Origin of the sequence: Aeromonas sp. FDAARGOS 1408, from assembly GCF_019048665.1 — a bacterium.
GTDB classification, from domain to species: Bacteria; Pseudomonadota; Gammaproteobacteria; order Enterobacterales; family Aeromonadaceae; genus Aeromonas; species Aeromonas dhakensis.
In genome coordinates this window covers 607,716-623,543 of the sequence record NZ_CP077394.1, presented here as the reverse complement: position 1 = coordinate 623,543, position 15,828 = coordinate 607,716, and the positions used below count along the sequence as shown (strand labels likewise).

General features: G+C 64.0%; 13 protein-coding genes. 6 read left to right on the top strand and 7 right to left on the bottom strand.

Going from position 1 to position 15,828, the window contains the following annotated elements; translation table 11 throughout:
* Window positions 1-62: 62 nt before the first annotated feature.
* From slyA to I6L38_RS03120, 5 genes are all read left to right on the top strand, one after another.
* Window positions 63-536, top strand: a complete 474-nt coding sequence (gene slyA / locus I6L38_RS03140; RefSeq protein WP_010634735.1) for a transcriptional regulator SlyA — start codon at window positions 63-65, stop codon at window positions 534-536.
* Between the two features lies 1 nt (window position 537).
* Window positions 538-1,593 (top strand): HlyD family secretion protein, encoded by a 1,056-nt coding sequence (locus I6L38_RS03135; RefSeq protein ID WP_005303344.1) that lies wholly within the window; start codon window positions 538-540, stop codon window positions 1,591-1,593.
* A 10-nt stretch (window positions 1,594-1,603) separates the two neighbouring features.
* Window positions 1,604-2,632 (top strand): DUF2955 domain-containing protein, encoded by a 1,029-nt coding sequence (locus I6L38_RS03130; protein ID WP_043170777.1) that lies wholly within the window; start codon window positions 1,604-1,606, stop codon window positions 2,630-2,632.
* A gap of 140 nt (window positions 2,633-2,772) precedes the next feature.
* Window positions 2,773-3,534: an ABC transporter substrate-binding protein gene (locus tag I6L38_RS03125; protein ID WP_043170778.1), complete on the top strand. Its 762-nt coding sequence runs from the start codon at window positions 2,773-2,775 to the stop codon at window positions 3,532-3,534.
* 127 nt (window positions 3,535-3,661) lie between these two features.
* Window positions 3,662-4,021, top strand: coding sequence for an MliC family protein (locus I6L38_RS03120; RefSeq protein ID WP_208200677.1), 360 nt, complete (start codon window positions 3,662-3,664; stop codon window positions 4,019-4,021).
* 31 nt (window positions 4,022-4,052) lie between these two features.
* Here the strand turns inward: I6L38_RS03120 and I6L38_RS03115 are convergent, their stop codons facing one another.
* From I6L38_RS03115 to nrdD, 4 genes are all read right to left on the bottom strand, one after another.
* The gene (locus tag I6L38_RS03115; RefSeq protein ID WP_010634739.1) at window positions 4,053-4,445 is read right to left on the bottom strand and encodes an energy transducer TonB; all 393 of its coding nucleotides are present in this window, start codon (window positions 4,443-4,445) and stop codon (window positions 4,053-4,055) included.
* 144 nt (window positions 4,446-4,589) lie between these two features.
* Window positions 4,590-4,760, bottom strand: a complete 171-nt coding sequence (locus tag I6L38_RS03110; RefSeq protein ID WP_005343870.1) for a YqaE/Pmp3 family membrane protein — start codon at window positions 4,758-4,760, stop codon at window positions 4,590-4,592.
* A 64-nt stretch (window positions 4,761-4,824) separates the two neighbouring features.
* Window positions 4,825-5,334 (bottom strand): anaerobic ribonucleoside-triphosphate reductase-activating protein, encoded by a 510-nt coding sequence (nrdG, locus tag I6L38_RS03105; protein WP_043170780.1) that lies wholly within the window; start codon window positions 5,332-5,334, stop codon window positions 4,825-4,827.
* A 208-nt stretch (window positions 5,335-5,542) separates the two neighbouring features.
* Window positions 5,543-7,660 carry an anaerobic ribonucleoside-triphosphate reductase gene (gene nrdD, locus I6L38_RS03100; RefSeq protein ID WP_043170781.1) on the bottom strand — a complete coding sequence of 706 codons (2,118 nt, stop codon included), beginning with the start codon at window positions 7,658-7,660 and terminating at the stop codon, window positions 5,543-5,545.
* 442 nt (window positions 7,661-8,102) lie between these two features.
* On the opposite strand from nrdD, the gene I6L38_RS03095 reads away from it, so the two are divergent.
* Entirely contained in the window at window positions 8,103-9,080 is a 978-nt protein-coding gene (locus tag I6L38_RS03095; protein ID WP_017787821.1) for an ABC transporter substrate-binding protein, read from the top strand.
* A gap of 73 nt (window positions 9,081-9,153) precedes the next feature.
* On the opposite strand, the gene ligA is transcribed toward I6L38_RS03095, so the two are convergent.
* From ligA to I6L38_RS03080, 3 genes are all read right to left on the bottom strand, one after another.
* On the bottom strand, window positions 9,154-11,160 hold the full coding sequence (gene ligA / locus I6L38_RS03090) for an NAD-dependent DNA ligase LigA (RefSeq protein WP_043170783.1): 2,007 nt from the start codon (window positions 11,158-11,160) through the stop codon (window positions 9,154-9,156).
* Window positions 11,161-11,259: 99 nt separating this feature from the next.
* Window positions 11,260-12,381 (bottom strand): cell division protein ZipA, encoded by a 1,122-nt coding sequence (gene zipA, locus I6L38_RS03085; RefSeq protein WP_043170784.1) that lies wholly within the window; start codon window positions 12,379-12,381, stop codon window positions 11,260-11,262.
* Window positions 12,382-12,396: 15 nt separating this feature from the next.
* Window positions 12,397-15,771, bottom strand: a complete 3,375-nt coding sequence (locus tag I6L38_RS03080; RefSeq protein ID WP_216989129.1) for an AAA family ATPase — start codon at window positions 15,769-15,771, stop codon at window positions 12,397-12,399.
* Window positions 15,772-15,828 lie beyond the last annotated feature (57 nt).

The following is a 15,828-nucleotide window of genomic DNA, read 5'->3' as shown; positions in this document are numbered from 1 at the left end:
TATTTACTTAGCCTGCTAAACAATTACAATGCTTAGCAAGCTAAGTAAAAGGAGACACCCCCATGATGAAGGACCTGGAAATGCTGCGCGAGCTCTCCCTCGCCGAGCGGGTCGGCCGGCTGCATCGGCTGTGGCGCACCGTGGCCGATCTCGAGCTGGCCCCCCTCGGCCTGACTCATCCCCGCTGGACGGCGCTGTGGAAGCTGAGCCGGCTCGGCGGCCACCTCAGCCAGAAGACCCTGGCCGAGGCGCTGGAGATCGAACTTCCCTCCCTGATGCGCACCCTGGGCCAGCTGGAAGAGCAGGGGCTGGTGGAGCGCCACTGCTGCAGCCAGGACAAGCGGGCCCGCATCGTCACCCTGACCCCGGCCGGCAAGGCGCTGCTCGACCAGATTGAAGATCGCATCATGGAGATACGCCGGGAGCTGCTCGCCGGCATCAGCCAGCGGGAGCTGGAACAGTTTGAAGATATCGTGCACCGCATCTGTGCCAATGCCCTCGGCAAGATAGGTGCGCAGAGTGAAGAGAGAGAATGAGATGACCCCGGATCAACAATTCCAACGCTGGATCAAATGGGCCATGGGCGCCTTCGTGCTGGTCTTTGCCTATTTCCTGCTGGCCGACCTCAAGATGCCGCTCACCCCGCAAGCCATGGCAACCCGCGTCGTCACCAAGATGGCGCCCCAGGTCAGCGGCAAGGTGATGGAGGTGGCTGTCGCCAACAACCAGCACGTCAAGCAGGGCGACCTGCTGTTTGCCCTCGACCCGGCCCCCTTCGAACTGGCGGTAGAGCAGGCTCGCCTCGCCCTGGCCCAGGCAGAGCAGCAGAATCGCCAGCTCGATGCCACCCTCAACGCCGCCAGCGCCGATTTCAGCTCGTTGCAGACCCAGGCCGCCCTCAAGTTGCGGGAAGCGGAGCGTATCGACGCCCTCTATCGCCGCCACATGGTCTCCGAGCAGCAGAAGGATGACGCCGACAGCGCGTTTCGCACCGCCCAGGCCAACCTGCTGGCCAGCAAGGCGCGCATGACCCAGGCCAGGGTCAACCGCGGCCTGCCTGGCGACGACAACCTGCTGCTGCGCCAGGCCCGCAACCGCCTCGCCCAGGCCGAGCTCAACCTCGCCTACAGCCGGGTACACGCCAGCCAGGATGGCATCATCACCAACCTGCAGCTCAAGCCGGGCAGCTTCGCCGCGGCGGGCGCCCCGCTGCTGGCGCTGGTCTCCGAGCAGGTGGACGTGATCGCCGATTTTCGCGAGAAGAGCCTGCGCCACGTAGATCAGGACAGCCTGGCCCTGGTCGCCTTCGATGGCGAGCCGGGCCGCCTCTATCCCGCCCGGGTCACCAGCCTGGATGCCGGGGTCAGCGCCGGTCAGTTCGATGCCAACGGCCAGCTGGCCAGCCCCACCGAGTCGGATCGCTGGGTGCGCGACGCCCAGCGTCTGCGCCTTCATCTGGCGCTGGAACAGCTGCCCGCCCATCTGCCGGCCGGTGCCCGCGCCACCGTGCAGCTGCTGCCCGACAACGCCCTGACCGGGCTGCTGGCCCGCGCCCAGATCCGCCTGCTCAGCCTGCTGCACTACATCTACTGAGGTGACGGCAATGAACCTGTGGCACAGACCCCTCACCGCCAATGAACTGCGCCAATGCCTGCGCATCGCCTTTGGCAGCACCAGCGGCTTTCTGCTCTGCAAGCTGTTCGGCTGGAACTACGGCGTTTTCTACACGGTGACGCCTGTGCTGTTGCTGGGCATGGTGCCGGTGATGAATGGTCATGCCGCCCGCCAGCTGATCGCCGCCGCTGTGGTCTGCGGGCTGGAAGTGGGGCTGCTGGGGGGGCTGTTCGGCGGCCATCCCGGCCTGATGATCCCCATCGCCTTCCTGCTGTTTCTCTACCGTTTCGCCGCCATGTCGCGGGGCAGCCTGTTCCTGTTCGGTGCCAACGGCGTGTTGAGCCTCAGCATCATGCTGCACTTTGCCAGCTACCCGCAGACCGATCTCAACGACCTCATCTTCAGCAACCTGTGGGCCAGCGTGCTGTCGGTGCTCATCGCCTACCTGATGACGGCGCTCATCCCCGACGTGGAGGAGCGCCCCAAGCCGGCCCCCTCCCCCAAGGCACCGCACCGGATGCGGCACGAGGCGCTGCTTGGCGCCAGCATCGCCACCCTCTCCTTCATGGTGTTCCAGCTCTTCGATCTGCGGGACTCCATGTCGGCCCAGGCCACGACTCTGCTGGTGCTCTTCCCCATGCACTGGGACGGCGCCCTGAGCTATGCCCGCAAGCGGGCCATGGGCACCCTGCTCGGGGTGAGCTTCGGCCTGGTCGGCCAGCTGGTGCTCTACGACTGGTCCGGGCTGCTGATCCTGGTCGTCCCCCTGCTCTGGCTCGGCGCCATGCTGTTCAGTCATGCCCACGTGAAGGAGGCGAGCGGTTCCGGGGTCGGCTTCGGCGCCCTCACCACCCTCGGCATCCTGTTCGGCCAGTACCTGACGCCCGGCAACGATCTGGTGTTCAGCGCCCTCTACCGGGTCAGCAGCATTTTGTTTGCCATCGTCGCCACCCTGCTGGCCTGTTACCTCATCCACCGACTGCTTAACCGTTTCGAGGCCACCCGGTTCGGTTATTGACCCCCTGTTGTTAGCTCAAGGATGTGCGCCTTTCGCCCCGCTATGCCTACCGGGGCGTTTTTTTGCCCTGTATCTGGCAGCGCCTGCGGCCAGCCCCAGCAACTATGCTTGCTAGGGCAGTTGGCAACGGGAGAGAGACCATGACACACGCAACCAACATTCACTGGCTGGTTATCTGTCTTCTGCTGATGGTGGGAAGCGCCCGGGCCGAGTCTGTGCTGATCGCCGCGGAAGATGACTGGGCGCCCTATTGCGTCCTCGACAAAGAGAGCGGCCAGCCGCAGGGGCTCGCGCCCGAGCTGGTGAAGGCAGCCTTTGCCGCCGAGGGGGTCGAGGTGGAGTTTCGTACCATCCCCTTCGCCCGCTGCATGTACGAGGCGCGCAGCGACAAGGTGCTCGGCTGTTTCGATGCAACCATTACCGAGGAGAACCGTTACCAGTACTTCTGGCACGAGACCCCCATGTTCGAGGAGGATCTCGCCATCTTCGCCCTGGCCAGCGAACCGCGCCGGGATCTCAAACTCACCTCGCTGGAACAGAAGACGGTGGGCATCACCCTCGGCTACACCTACCCCACCGACTTCATGGAAAACCCCAGGATCACCCGCTTCCAGGCCAAGTCAGACACCCAGATCATCGAGATGCTGGTGCGCGGCCGGGTCGACTACATACTGATGAACGAGATGCCGGGCTACCTCAAGATCCAGCAGAAACAGCTGAGCGGAAAGGTGGTCAAGGTGGGCAAGATCTCCACCGACGGTTTCTGGCTCGCCTTCTCCCGCGCCCATCCCCGGGGTGAGGAGATGGCCAGCCGCTTCGAAGAGGGGCTGCAGAAGATCAGGAACAACGGCACCTACGAGGCGCTGGTGCGCGCCTTCGAGGCCAGACTAGGCCTGCATTGAGCCCATACTCATTAGTGCTTCTTTTGACGCCCATGGACGCATATCGACGCAAGTCGGGTCGAGCGGCATTGCCCCCCTCCGGCAAGCTGTTAGGATCACGCCCGGATGACACCGATGGAGAATCAACATGAAGCACGCCAACCTTCTGCTGCTGGGCATCACGACCCTGACCCTGCTGAGCGGCTGCGAACGCGGCGCCGACACCCTGAACGTGACCGGCGGCGACCCCGTCACCTATCTGTGCGAACAGGGCCAACGGGTACAGGTGCGCTACTTCGCCCTCTCCGATCAGAGCCTGAACTTCGTCAAGCTGGCGCTGCCGGATGGCAAGGATTACACCCTGCCGCAGAGCGTCTCTGCCTCCGGCGCCCGCTACACCGACGATCACGAGGCCGTCTGGTGGAACAAGGGAGATGAAGGCTTTGTCGAGATGCGCGACAAGGATGGCGAGTGGCAGAGCGTCTACAACGACTGCAAGCAGCAGTAAACAACAACCCCGGCCAGGCCGGGGTTGCTCATTACTCCACTTCAATCTCGTAGCGACCAACCACTCGCACCGGAATGGCCTGCGGGTTCTGCTCCGACACTCGATAACGGGTCTTGGCCAGCCCCGACAGGGCGATCAGGTCCAGCACGCCGGGCGGCTCCGAGGCCAAAATCTCTGGGCTGAACAGATTGCCGTTGGAGTCGATGAGATAACGGATCTCCACATAACCCTTGACGGGCCGCTTGGCTGGCGCGCCGCCCACCGGTTCAAACGGGGGCACCTCGCCATCCTGCACCCAGTATTTGCCAAGCTCCGCCATGGTCACCTCAAGCGGTGGCTGGTTCAGCTTCACAGTCGGGCTCGGGCTGGCACAGCCCCCCAGCAGGCCGAGCACAGTGCCCAGCAGCAAAACCTTCAAACCCATTCAACACTCCTTGTTGAGTCAGATCGGAGGGGTCACCCCTCCCCGGCAGGGTTGCCGGCCCATTACTGTAACAATCGGAACCCGTTTGAGCAGCATAAAAAAAGCCAACCCCATCGGGTTGGCTTTTAGCAAAGAGGCTCAACGTCAGCCGCGCTTGTCGCTCACCACCAGCCAGAGCGCATGCACCATGCCGGGCAGACCGCCGAGCAGGGTCAGCACTATGTTGATCAGAAAATGCAGGCTGAAGCCCACCTGGATAAAGGCACAGACCGGCGGCAGGAAGATGGCCAGCAGGATCTTGAGCAGATTGTTCATCTCGGATTTCCTCGTCAACGATGTCACAGGGATTGGAATGGGCTAACCATAAACACCCCTGGCCTCAACTGCAAACCAGACAGGGGATCCGTTCCCCTCCCTCCCGCCAGGCGTTGAGGTCGTGGATCTGCTGATTGCTGCTGCCACGCCAGAGCAGACCGGGGTCTGCCAGCCCCTGCTCGAACTTGCCGTCCACCAGCACGTCCAGCAAGGCCACCAGCTCACGCTGGGCCGGGCTGAGCTCGCCAAGCAGATAGCCGGTCCAGCACCAGATGTCCTTGCCGGGGCACTCGGCGCGCACCCGCTGCACCAGCGCCAGCACCTGGGGCACATTGGCGGGGTGGAGCGGATCGCCGCCGGAGAGCGACAGTCCGCGCCGTTTGATGCGCCTGTCGTTGAGATCCGCGATGATGCGATCGCTCATCGCCTCATCGAACGGCTTGCCACCATCGAGCCGCCAGGTGCTCTGGTTGTAGCAGCCTGGGCACTGATGTTCGCAGCCCGAGACGAACAGGGTGGCACGGGTGCCTGGGCCGTTGATCACATCGACCGGGTAGTACTGGTGGTAGTGCATCTCGTCTCTCGATTCACGGTTTGGCAGGCAGGTGATGATGGATGCCCCCTCATCCCCAGCCCTTCTCCCACTCTTTTCAATCTGAGCGGGAGAAGGGAGCAAGACCGAACAAACAGCACTTCGGCCGGTTCCCTCTCCCTCTGGGAGAGGGCTGGGGTAAGGGGCTAGCTTTCCCCTTGTTAAGAGGAGGCAGGGGCCCACTCTGGACTTACATATGCTTGACGCGGCGCTTGACCTCTTCCTGCTTGCCCGCGTTGAAGGGGCGCGCATCCGGGCTGCCGAGGTAGCCGCAGACGCGGCGGGTCACCGACACCTTGGCCGGGTCGTGGTTGCCGCAGCGCGGGCAGGTGAAGCCCTTGGAGGTGCACTCGAACTCGCCGGTAAAGCCGCAGTCGTAGCACTCGTCGATGGGGGTGTTGGTGCCGTAGTAGGGCACCTTGTCATAGCTGTAGTCCCAGACGTTCTCCAGCGCTTCCAGGTTGTGCTGGATATTGGGGTACTCGCCGTAACAGATGAAGCCGCCGCTGGCGATGGGCGGATAGGGCGCCTCGAAGTCCAGCTTGTCGTACGGGTTCACCTGCTTTTCCACGTCGAGGTGGAAGCTGTTGGTGTAGTAGCCCTTGTCGGTCACCCCCGCCACCACACCAAACTCCTTGGCGTCGATGCGGCAGAAGCGCGAGCAGAGGTTCTCGCTCGGGGTGGAGTAGAGGCTGAAGCCATAGCCGGTCTCCTCCTTCCACTCGTCGGTGGCGGCCTTGAGGCGCTCGACGATGGCGATGGCCTTCTGCTGCAGCTCGGCGCTGTCAAACAGGTGCACCTGATCGCCAAACAGGGCGTTGATGGTCTCGTGCACCCCGATATAGCCAAGGGAGATGGAGGCGCGACCGTGCTTGAAGATCTCGCTGACGTTGTCGTCCGCCTTGAGGCGCACCCCGCAGGCTCCTTCCATGTAGAGGATGGGGGCGACCCGGGCCTTGACTCCGTCGAGGCGCTTGATGCGGTACATCAGCGCGGTCTTGGCTACCCGCAGGGCGGCGTCCAGCTTGTCCCAGAAGTCCGCTTCATCGCGGGATTTGAGAGCGATGCGTGGCAGGTTGAGGCTCACCACCCCTAAGTTGTTGCGCCCCTCGTGGACCAGCTCGCCCTGCTCCTCGTAGGCACCGAGGAAGGAGCGGCAGCCCATGGGAGTCTTGAAGGAGCCGGTCACCTTGACCACCTGGTCGTAGTTGAGGATGTCCGGGTACATCCGCTTGGAGGCGCACTCCAGCGCCAGCTGCTTGATGTCGTAGTTGGGATCGCCCTGTTTGTGGTTAAGGCCATCCTTGATGGCGAACACCAGTTTCGGGAACACGGCGGTCTTCTTGTTCTTGCCAAGGCCGGCGATGCGGTTGCTCAGGATAGCCCGCTGGATCAGGCGTGACTGCCAGCTGTCGCCGAGGCCAAAGCCGAAGGTGACGAACGGGGTCTGACCGTTGGCGGTGTGCAGGGTGTTCACCTCGTACTCCAGCGACTGGAAGGCGTCGTAGCACTCCTTCTCGGTGCGGGCCATGGCGTAGGCATCCACATCGCCGATGCCCCACTCCACCGCCACTTCCCGATGCTTCTCCCAGCTGATGGTCACGTAGGGAGCCAACACTTCGTCGATGCGGTTGATGGTGGTGCCGCCATAGATGTGGCTCGCCACCTGGGCGATGATCTGGGCGGTGACCGCGGTGGCGGTGCTGATGGATTTGGGGGTGTCGATCTCCGCGTTACCCATCTTGAAGCCGTGGGTCAGCATCCCCTTCAGGTCGATCAACATGCAGTTGAACATGGGGAAGAAGGGGGAGTAGTCGAGATCGTGGAAGTGCAGATCGCCGCTCTCATGGGCCTGCACCACGTCGCGGGGCAGCATGTGGCTGGTGGCGTAGTGCTTGGCGACGATGCCCGCCAGCAGGTCGCGCTGGGTCGGGATCACCTTGGAATCCTTGTTGGCATTCTCGTTGAGCAGGGCCGCGTTGGTCTGCTCAACCAGGCCGCGGATCTCCTGGGCCAGCCGGCCGCGGGCCTCGCGAGCCTGATCCCGGTCGTGACGGTATTCGATGTAGGCACGGGCGATGGCCTTGTCGTCGGAGGCCATCAGGTGGTTCTCGACCCGGTTCTGGATCTCGTGGATGTCCACTTCTCCCCGCCCTTCCAGCTCCTGGCTGACGGCGGCGGCAATGCGCTCTGCCAGCGCCGGACTGGCCTGATTGACCGCCTCCGCCGCTCGGCCCACCGCCTCGGCAATCAGCTGGGCATTGAATGGTGCGCGACATCCATCACGTTTGATCACAACCGGTTTCATGGAGTTTCCCCGTTAAAAAGGCCAGGCTCTCGCCCTCGGCTTACCCTTGTTTGGCCCCCTTCTCCACGCCTCGTCCTCGGCGCAAATAAATTCAGCCGAGGCTTGACAAGCCTGGGCTGACGATGAGAAGGGAACAGCTTTTACACAGCTTAATAACACAACATATAGGGATTAAAAACGAATGCAGCCCTATATGTGGTGTCTATTAGGCACCAAAGCGGGGTCGTATTTCTTGATCCAGAACAGGTTTTGAGGCGAGTGGCGCAGTTCCCGACCAGCCACAAAAGGCACCATACGAGACCACTCTCAAGCCTGGTGCGGGCTAGCGCCCGATGCCGGCCAGCGAGAAAAAGATTTCCCCTCCGACAGTAATTGACCGGCACCGGCTGGCCCAGGAGTGAACATAATGAATGACAACACCCCTGTGCCGATGGGAAGCCATATGACCAAGCCTTTGTTGCTGCTACTGTTGCTGTGCCCCCTGTCGCTGCGGCTGTGGGCTGCCGAGATCCTGGTGATCAGCAGCTACCATCCCGAGTACCTGTGGGATCAGAGCTACAACGCCAGCCTGGTGGCCAACCTCAAGGGCGAGCACCACATCAGCCACTTCTACATGGATACCAAGCGCCGCCCCGCCGAAGAGTTCGACCAGATCGCCGAACGGGCGCTCGCCTACTACCACCAGGTGAAACCGGATCTGGTGGTGCTTGGCGATGACAACGCCATCAACTACCTTGCCACCAGCATCGCCTCCCTCGGCACCCCGGTCGTGTTTCTCGGCATGAACGAGAACCCGCGCCACAAGGGGCTGGTCGGCCACCCCAAGATCACCGGCGTGCTGGAGCGTCCCCTGCTCAAGCGCAACATCAGCGAGATGAGCCAGCTGATGGGGGGGATCAAGAAGGCACTGGTGCTGTTCGATTCGAGCAACGTGGCCCTGACCGCCATCGAGGATGAGTTCAAGACCCAGACCGAGTTGCGGGTCGGCCAGACCCGGGTCAACAGCCAGCTGCTCGGCGACTACGACCTGTGGCAGGAGGCCGTGCTCAACGCCAGGCAGAACGGCTATCAGGCGATATTCATCGGCCTCTACCACACCCTCATCGATGAGCAGGGCCGCCACGTGGATGAACGCCAGGTGCTGGAGTGGACCAGTGCCCACAGCCCGGTGCCGCTGTTCTGCTTCTGGGAGTTTACGGTGGGCAAGGGCAAGGCCATCGGCGGCCTGGTGCTGGATGGGCACGATCAGGGGGCCAAGGCGGCCGAGCTGGTCAATGCCATTCTGGAGGGAGCCCAGCCCAAGACTCTGGCGCCGCGGGCTGCCCTGCGCGGCGAGTATGTGTTCAGCAAGAGCGAGCTGGCCCGCTGGCAGCTCACCCTGCCCGACAAGTGGCGCTACAAGATCCTCTGGCGTGATTGAGCGCGGATCATTGTCCCCATAACGAAGAACCCGGCATGGCCGGGTTCTTCGTTTATCTGGTTGAGCCAGCGACTCAGCCCTGCAGCGCCTGCTGCAACTCCTCTTCGGTCCAGACGGTGATGCCGAGCTCCTGGGCCTTGGCCAGTTTGGAGCCCGCCGCCTCACCGGCCACCAGCACGTCAGTCTTGGCCGATACCGAGCCCGCCACCTTGGCGCCAAGCGCCTGCAGCGCCGCCTTGGCGTCGTTGCGCGACAAGGTGGTGAGGGTGCCGGTCAGCACGAAGGTCTTGCCGGCAAAGGGCTGATCGCTTGCCTCCTTCTTCTCGATGGAGGGCCAGTGGATACCGGCGGCCAGCAGGGCCTCCAGCACCTCGATGTTGTGGGGCTGGCGCAGGAAGTAGTAGACATGCTTGGCCACCACGTCCCCCACGTCGGCCACGTCCAGCAACTGCTCCACCGAGGCGGCACGCAAGGCATCCAGGGTGAGGAAGTGATTGGCGAGGTTCAGCGCGGTCGCCTCCCCCACTTCGCGGATCCCCAGCGCAAACAGGAAGCGCGGCAGCGTGGTGCTGCGCGCCGCATTGATGGCCGCCACCAGATTGAGGGCGGACTTTTGCCCCATCCGCTCGAGCCCGGCCAGCTGGATGGCATTGAGGCCAAACAGATCGGCCGGGGTCTTCACCAGCCCCTTGTCCACCAACTGCTCGACTATCTTGTCGCCGAGGCCGTCCACGTCCATGGCGCGGCGTGCGGCGAAGTGCTTGATCGCCTCCTTGCGCTGCGCCTCGCAGAACAGGCCTCCGGAGCAGCGGGTCACCGCCTCCCCTTCCAGCCGCTCTACCGCCGAGCCGCACACTGGGCACTCGGTCGGGAACAGAATTTCACGGGCATCGCTTGGACGCTGGGCCTCCACCACGGCCACGATCTGCGGGATCACGTCCCCGGCCCGGCGCACGATCACGGTGTCGCCGATCATGACGCCGAGGCGCTCAATCTCGTCGGCATTGTGCAGGGTGGCGTTGGAGACGGTGACGCCGCCGACGAACACAGGTTTGAGCTTGGCCACCGGGGTCACGGCGCCGGTGCGACCGACCTGGAACTCGACGTTTTCGAGCAGGGTCATCTCCTCCTGGGCCGGGAACTTGTGGGCGGTGGCCCAGCGCGGCGCACGGGCCACGAAGCCGAGCTCCTCTTGCAGGGGAATGGCATCCACCTTGTAGACCACGCCGTCGATCTCGTAGGGGAGTGCACCGCGACGGGTCAGGATGTCGTCATGGAACGCCTGACAACCGGCAGCCCCCTCCTTGAGTTTCACCTCCGGGCTGAGCGGCAGCCCCCAGGCATTGAGCCGGGTGAGGCGGCCGTAGTGGGAATCTCCCAGCAGCTCGCCACCGACCCCCACCCCATAGGCGTAGAAGCTGAGCGGACGGCTGGCGGTGATGCGCGAGTCGAGCTGGCGCAGGCTGCCGGCGGCGGCGTTGCGCGGATTGACAAACACCTTCTCGCCGGCGGCCAGCGCCCTGGCGTTCATCGCCTCGAACCCCGCCTTGGGCATGAACACCTCGCCGCGCACTTCCAGCCGAGCCGGCCACCCCTCGCCACGCAGGGTCAGGGGAATGGCCTTGATGGTGCGCACGTTCTCGGTGATCTCCTCACCCGTGGTGCCATCGCCCCGGGTGGCGGCCTGCACCAGCTGGCCGTCTACATAGAGCAGGCTCACCGCCAGGCCATCCAGCTTGGGCTCGCAGCAGAAGGTGAAATTGACCTCCCGCTTGAGGCGATCGCTCATGCGCTGTTCAAACGCCTGCAGCTCTTCGCTGCTGAACACATTGTCCAGGCTCAGCATGGGGATCTCGTGGCGCACCTGCTTGAAGGCGGTGAGCGGCTGACCGCCCACCCGCACGCTCGGCGAGGCAGGGGTTTTCAGCTCGGGATGGTCGGCCTCCAGCGCGATCAGCTCGCGCATCAGGCGGTCATATTCGGCGTCCGGCACTGTGGGGTTGTCCAGCACATAGTACTGATGCCCATATTCGGTAAGCAGCTCACACAGTTGACGGTGGCGGGAGAGGATATCGCTCATGAAAAAGTCTCGAAGTGTGATGGAAAAACCGGCCAGCGGAGCAATAAAAATGCGGCACCTGGGTACCGCACTTTTGATTCATTCGACCCGCCTGGCGTATTAGTCGCGACTGGCCTCGTAGGCGGCCAGCTCGTGCCGGTAACGGGCGATGGTCTCGTCGCTCAGCGGGCTGCGATCCACGTCAGTCAGCATGGCATCGAGATCGCTGGCCAGCTGGTCGGCAGACTGCAGCATGTGCTCGAAGGCAAAGGCGGCGTTGCTGCGCAGCGGCAGCTGCATGAAGAGCGACACGCCCGGAGTGGTGAACTGCTCCATCCGGTACGGGTTGAAGGTACCCGGCTTGACCATGTTGATCATGGAGAAGAGCACTTCGCCCTTGCCGTTGAGATCCTCGTGGCGATGGAAGATGTCCATCTCGCCAAACTTGAAGCCCAGCGCCAGCAGGGAAGAGATCAGGGTCGCCCCCTGCAGATCGTGACCGGGGCGCGCCATCAGGTTGATGACATAAACATCCTGCCAGATCTTCTCGACCGGCTGACGTTCGATCTGCGGCTCCGGCACCGGCTCTTCATAGGCGGGCTCCTCGTAGGCAGGCTCGGGGGCTGCGTAACGGGGCTGCGCCTTGTATTCGGGCGCGGCGGCCTGGGCCTGTTCACGGGCACCAAAGGTGGGTGCGGTGGCGTAGGCTGGCTCCACCAGCGGTTCTTCGTCCAGCGGCTGCAGCAGCGGCTCACGCTGGGGACGGGAACGATGCACCGGGGTACGACGGATCACCTGGGCAGGCTTGCGCACCGGCGCGGCAGGCACCTCCTCGACAGACTCGGCGACCGGCTCCTCATACTCCTCCTCTTCATAAACGGGAGGCGGGGGCACGGGGCGAGCGGCAGGCTTGCGTACCACGGGCGGCGGCAGATCGGCGTCATCCTCTTCATCATCGAAGGCGGGCGCGGGGGCGCGACGGCTCACTTCCGGCTGGCGAGGTTCATCATGGTGGAGTTTGGGCTCGGCACGACGGCCACCGCTGACCACTCGCACCTGACCGATGCCATCGCTGTCGAAGGCGTCGTTGTCACGATCCCGTGATTTGGATTCCATCCGGCCCAGAGGTTTCTCTTTGATCGGTGCCTGACGATTCTTTCTGTTGCTCCACAACCCGTGAATGAGCAATGCCGCGATGGCAATACCGCCCAGGGCAACCAAGATGTAACGCAATTCCTGCATTAGCTGCTTCTCTTTCTAGTTTTGCTCAGCCAAAGCGACGGCTTCACCGATATCGACCGACACTATGCGCGAAACCCCGGGCTCTTGCATCGTGACGCCAACCAGCTGCTCAGCCATCTCCATGGAGACCTTATTATGACTGATGTAAACGAACTGTACTGTGCTCGACATCTCTTTGACAAGAGAACAGAAGCGACCGACGTTCACTTCATCGAGCGGTGCATCCACCTCATCCAGCAGACAGAAAGGTGCCGGATTGAGTCTGAAGATGGCAAAAACCAGCGCAAGAGCGGTTAACGCCTTCTCCCCCCCGGAAAGCAGGGCAATGGTAGCATTCTTCTTACCCGGAGGTCTCGCCATGATGCTCACTCCAGCCTCCAAAAGATCATCGGAGGTGAGCTCAAGCCAGGCACTGCCCCCACCGAACACTTTTGGAAACAGGGATTTTAAATCTTCGTTGACCTTATCGAAAGTGTCACGGAAGCGTATTTGTGTCTCTTTATCAATTCTTTTAATGGCTTGGCTCAAGGTTTCCAGCGCCTGCTCCAGATCCTGGCACTGGTTTTCCAGGTAGCTTGCGCGGGTTTTCGCCTCTTCATACTCCTCCAGCGCCGCCAGGTTGATGGCGCCAAGCGCCTCCACCTGCGCCTCCAGGGTCTGGATCTCCTGGCGCAGCTTGCCGCGATCAGCGGCTATCAGCACCGCCTGATCGAGATCCACCAGCCGTACCCCCAGCTCTTCGAACTGCTCGTGCAGCCCCTGCCGGCGGGTGAGGTTGCGTTCACGCTCGAGCCGCAGGGTCGCCAGCTTCTCCTGTATCTGCACCAGTTGCTTGTGATCGGCGCTTCTGGCCTGCTCCAGCTCGGTCAGCTGGCGATCCAATTCTGCAAGCCGCTGATGACAGGCAAGTTGCTGCGCCTCGAGGCTGCGCTGCTCGGCCAGCAGGGGCGACAGATCCTGACTCGAAGTGGCCCCCGGCTCCTTGAGCTCGGCCAGCTCCAGCCCAAGGCGGGCCAGCTCCTGCTCGCGCAGGGTGATGAGCTGGCGCTGGTTCTGCTGCTCCAGTTGCAGCCGCTGGCAGGCGGCTTGCTGCTGCTCACGACGCAGGCGGGCCTCTTCCACAGCGCGATCCGCCGTGCTCGCCTGCTCCTGGGCGAGCAGCAGCGCCTCGGCAAGCAGCTCCCCCTGCTCCTGCAGCTCGCCAAGGGCCGCTTCATCCTGCTCAAGCCGCTCCCCGGCCGACACCAGCCGCTGCGCCTCCTCAGCCTGCTCCTTATCCAGCCGGATCAGCTCCTCTCCCAGCTGGCCGAGGCGCTGCAACCGCGCCTGGCGCTGCCCTTCGCGCAGGCTCCAGTCCTCGCGCAGTTGCTGCCACTGCTGCTCCTGCTCGCGCAGGGTGCGCTGGGCCAGTTCATGGGCGCCGTGCAACTGGGCCCGCGTCGCGTCGGCGGCGGCAAGCTGTTCATCGAGCCGGCGCAGCGCCTCCCGGCCCGCGACCAGCTCGCTGTGCAACCGCTCACGTTCGCCAAGCAGCGCCAGGGTGCCGAGGGCCATGCCCTCCCCCAGATCCGCCCAGTTGGGGCCGAACCAGTCGCCGGCTGGAGTGAGCAGCGACTCACCGGCAGAGAGGCTGTGCAGGCGGGCCAGCGCCTCCTCCCGGCTCTCTGCCAGCCAGATGGCGTTGAGGAAGGCGGGAATGTGCTCACCGCCCAGTTGCGCCGCCAGGGTACCGGCCAGCGCCGGCCGGGCCGGACCAATCCAGAGCCCGGATTGCGCCAGATTGCACTCGTCCGCCGGGGTGGCGGTGAGCCAGCGCCCCAGCACTTTGTCCAGCCCCCGGGCCCACTCGGGGGGGACCTGCAGCCGATCCGCCAGGGTGACGCCCGCCATCTGCTCCCCCAGGATCTGATCCAGGGTGGCGAGGCGAGCCTCCAGTTCGCGCAGCAAGCCCTGCTGGCGCCCCTGCGCTGCCTTGAGCTCTTCATGGCGGGCCAGGCCGGCCTGCCACGCCGCTTCGGCTTCTTCATGACGAGCGCGGGAGAGCGAGAGCGTCGCCGCCAACGCATCGAGCGCCGGTTGCAGGTTCTCCTCCTCCCCGCCGAGGGGCCCGGCCTGTTCATCTTCCAGCTTGAGACGGGCCAGCCGGGTCTTGGCCTGCAGTTCCTGCAGACCGTTCACCTCGGCGCGGGTCTGGTTGAGCCGCCCCTGCAACTGGCCAAGCTGCTGCTGCCACTGCTGCTGGCGCTGGCGCGCCTGCTCGAGCCGCTCGCCCGCCGCCGTGCGCACGCTCTGCTGGTCGGTAAGCAACTGCTCACACTGCTCGAGGCGCGCCGACGCTACCTCCCCCTGCAGAGTGCTTTCGCCCAGTTGTTCCAGCTGGCCGGCCAGCTGGGTCTTGAGCCCCTCGATGCGCTCGCCGAGGGCCTGCCGCCTCGCCTGCCAGTCGCGGCCGAGTTCGGTTTGGTGCAGTTGCTGCTGCTCGAGGCGGGCGATGGCCTGACCGCCGAGAAAAATCTGTTGCTGACGGCTGGCCTGTTCGGCCTGCGCCTCCTGGCGGGCGACCGACAGGGTGACGTGACGCCCCTCGTCGGCGGTGCGCTTGGCATCGAGGGCCGCCAGCGCCTGCTCGGTCTGGGCAAGTTCGGTCTTGGCCTCGCCCAGACGCGTCTCCAACGCCCACAATTCCGAGCCGATCAGCTCGGCGCGGGCGGCACGCGAACGACTCTTGAGCTGCTTGTAGCGCTCGGCGGTCTCGGCCTGGGCCTTAAGGTGGTCGAGGCGCGACCCCAGTTCGCCGCGGATGTCGCCGAGGCGCTCCAGGTTCTCCTGGGTATGGCGGATGCGCTGTTCGGTCTCCCGGCGCCGCTCCTTGTAGCGGGAGACCCCTGCGGCCTCTTCCATGAACAGCTTGAGATCGGCGGGACGGGACTCCACCAGCCGGCTGACGGTACCCTGCTCTATGATGGCGTAGCTGCGCGGCCCAAGGCCGGTGCCGAGGAAGAGGTCAGTCACGTCCTTGCGGCGGCACTTCTGGCCGTTGATCTGGTAGTGGTTGGAGCCATCGCGCAGCACTTCGCGGCGCACCGAGATCTCGGTAAAGCGGCCGAACTCACCGGGCACCCGGTTGTGGGGGTTGTCGAACACCAGCTCCACCGAGGCGCGGCCGTGGGCGCTGCGGTTGATGGAGCCGTTGAAGATGACGTCGGTCATGTTCTCGCCACGCAGATGGCGGGCGGAGCTCTCCCCCAGCACCCAGCGCACGGCGTCGATGACGTTGGATTTGCCGCAGCCATTGGGCCCCACCACGGCAGTCATGTCGGCGTTGAGTTCGATGCGGGTCGGCTCGACAAACGACTTGAAGCCGGCGAGTTTGATCAATTTCAGACGCATGGCGGCCTATGTCGGTAACGAAATAAAGAGGAGGCGGGCAGGCGACTTTACCAAATC